The sequence below is a fragment of the Amycolatopsis sp. TRM77291 genome (assembly GCF_054166285.1).
Genome location: NZ_JBSZHF010000004.1, coordinates 1 through 3249, shown reverse-complemented (window position 1 = coordinate 3249; position 3249 = coordinate 1). Strand labels below are relative to the sequence as shown.

The window sequence follows — 3249 nt, the reverse complement described above, 5'->3', positions numbered from 1 at the left end:
GCCCCCTCACCGACCCCGGGACCCCCACGCACCCGTCCGGTACAGGGGTCGTGGGTGACGTCAGGACGCTGACGCGCGAGGTTCCCAATGTCGCATGGGAGACGCTGAGCGTCTCGAATGCGACATTGGGAACACGTGCGCCACTCACGACACCGGGGCGCTCAGCCGAGCCCCAATTCCTGATCGATGAGGGCGAACAGCTCGTCGTCCGACCCGCCACCACCGCCGCGGACGGTGGCCGCGAGGGCCAGCAGCCGATCGGCGATCGCGGCCTGCCTGCTCTCGTCCAGGACGGCTCCCGTGAGCGCGGCTTCGAGACGCGTGACCTCGTCGTCCACCAGGGTCGCCGCGTCGCCCGCGGGTTCCGCGTCCCCGAGCGGCAGCCGCTCGCCGAGCAGGTCCGCCACCGCGGACACCGTCGGATAGTCGAAGACCATCGTCGCCGGCAGGCTCAGCCCGGTCAGCCGGTTGAGCCGGTTGCGCAGTTCGAGCGCGGTCAGCGAGTCGAACCCGAGGTCGAGGAAGCCGCGTTCCACGGCGACCTGATGCGCCCCCGGTATCGCCAGGACGGCGGCGACCTGGCCGCGTACCAGGTCCACCAGCGCCTTGCGCCGTTCGGTGCCCATCAGCGGGGCGAGCCGCCGGATCAGGGCGTCCACCTCCGACGCGGCATCGACCGTCCTGGCGGTGGCACGACGAGCGGGCAGCCGGACCAGATCACGCAGCACGGCGGGGTCGCCGTGCTCGATCAGCCGCGTCCGCAGCTTGCCGGGATCGAACCGCACCGGCACGAGGGCCGCCTCGGGCCGCCCGAGTGCCGCGTCGAACAACGCCAGCCCGGTTTCCGACGGCATCGCCGCGATACCGGACCTGGCCATCCGCGCGACGTCGGTTTCGCCGAGCCTGCCGGTCAGTTCGCTGCGCTCCGCCCAGAATCCCCAGGCGAGCGAGGTCGCCGGGAGCCCTTCGGCCCGGCGAGCCGAGGCCAACGCGTCGAGGAACACGTTGGCGGCGGCGTAGTTCGCCTGTCCCGGACCGGCGATCGCCCCCGCGGCCGAGGAGAACAGGACGAACGCGGCCAGCCCGGCCTCCTTCGTCAGTTCGTGCAGAACGAGGGCGGCGTCGACCTTCGGCCGGAACACGGCGTCGAGCCGCTTGGGGTCCAGCGACCCGAGAACCCCGTCGTCGAGCACCCCCGCCGTGTGCACGACCCCGGTCAGCGGATGCCGTGCGAGCAGGGAACGGACCGCGTTCTCGTCGGCGGCGTCGCAAGCCTCGATCGTCACGACGGCACCCAGCGCGGCGAGTTCGTCGCGCAGCTCCGCCGCCCCGGCGGCCTGAAGACCTCGCCGGCTGGTCAGCACCAGTTTCCGCACCCCGTGCCGGGTGACCAGATGCCGCGCCACCAAGGCACCGAGCGTCCCGGTACCTCCGGTGACGAGCACGGCCTTGTCCGGGTCGAACCCGTCGAATCCGGACTCCGCCGGTTCCACGGCGTGCAGCCGCCTGGCGAACAGACGTCCTTCGCGGAACGCCAGTTCCGGCTCGTTCACCGGAATGCCCTGCCAGGGAACGTCCTCGCCGTCCACGTCCAGCAGGACGAACCGGCCGGGGTTCTCGGCTTCGGCGGCACGGACGAGACCCCATACCGGCGCGTGGGCGAGATCGGTCACCGGCCCGTCCACCGCGATCGCCCCCGAAGTCACGAGCACCAGCCGGGCCGCGTCGAACCTGCTGTCGGCGAGCCAGGTCTGCACCAGCGTGAGGGCTTCCCCGGCCGTATCGCGGGTCGTCTCGGCGAGTCCACCGTGGATCTCGCCGGTCAGCATCGCGAACACCGTTTCCGGGGCGGACTCCGGCAACTCACCGACCGAGTGGATCACGGTGTACGTGCCGGTTCCGGTCTCGGGCTCACCGACCGGAATCCAGTCGGCACGGTACAGCGGATCCCGGACCGGGCGGTCTTCCGCGAGGGTGCGCAGAGTCAGTTCGGCGACGGTCAGGACCGGCGCCCCGGTGCCGTCCGCGGCGGTCAAAGCCAACCGCCCGTCCTCGCTGGAGACGATCCGCACCCGCAGGTTCCGGGCGCCGTCGGCGTGGACGGTCACCCCGGACCAGGCGAACGGCACCCGCACCTCACCGGTCCCGCCGTCGATCCCGAGTACGTGCAACGCGGTGTCGAAAAGCGCCGGATGCAGGGTGAAGCCCGAGTCCGTGAGGTCTTCGGCCAGCGTCACCTCGGCGTACACCCCGTCGGCGTCGCGCCAGGCGGCCGTCACCCCTTGGAAGGCCGGGCCGTACTCGTAGCCTTCGCCGGCCAAACGGTCGTAGAGGTCCTCGACGTCGAGGGCTTCAGCTCCGCTCGGCGGCCAAGCCGTCAGCTCCACCCCGGCTCGGGCACCGGCTCCGAGCAGGCCGCTCGCGTGCAGTGTCCACGCACCGTCGTCCCGCCTCGAATGGATGGTCACCGGACGGCGCCCGGTTTCGTCCGTTTCGCCGGCCTTCACCTGAAGCTGGACCTGCTCGCGCGGTCCGAGTACGAGTGGCGCGGCCAGGGCCAGCTCCTCGATACCACCGCAGCCGGCTTCGTCTCCGGCGCGCAGGGCCAGTTCGACGAACGCCGTCCCTGGCAGGTAGACGGTGCCGCGTACCGCGTGGTCGGCCAGCCAAGGATGGGTCCGCGCCGAAAGCCGTCCGGTGAACACCAGCCCGTCGGAGTCCGCGAGCGGCACCACGGCACCCAGGAGCGGATGCCCGGCGGAGCCGAGCCCCGCGGCGCCGACATCGCCGGTCGTCCCGTCGTTCTCGAGCCAGTAGTGCCGCTGTTCGAACGGGTAGACCGGAAGGTCCACTGTAGACGTCTTCGCCGGGAACATCCGCGTCCACGCGACTTCGGCGCCCTGGGCGAACGCCTCCCCCGCCGATGAGAGGAACCGGCCCCAGCCACCGTCGTCGCGCCGCAACGTGCCGATCGCGCCCGCTTCGACTCCTTCGGCCTCGGCGGTCTCCTGGACACTCATGGTGAGGACTGGATGAGGGCTTTGCTCCACGAGCACCCGATGGCCTTCGCCGAGCAGCCTGCGCACGGCCGTGTCGAACTGGACGGTCCGGCGGAGGTTGCGGTGCCAATACGCCGCATCCATCCCGGCGGTGTCCAACCAGTCACCGGTGACGGTCGAGAACAACGGAACCGACGACGACCTCGGCACGATCGGCGCCAGCAACTCCACCAGTTCTTCCTGCACAGCA

1 protein-coding gene is annotated in these 3249 nt (G+C 71.3%); it reads right to left on the bottom strand.

Annotation, left to right across the window (positions count from 1 at the left end):
• Nucleotides 1-161: 161 nt before the first annotated feature.
• A partial coding sequence (locus tag ACXIZN_RS43000; RefSeq protein ID WP_457960751.1) for a type I polyketide synthase occupies nucleotides 162-3249 on the bottom strand: 3088 nt, incomplete at its 5' end.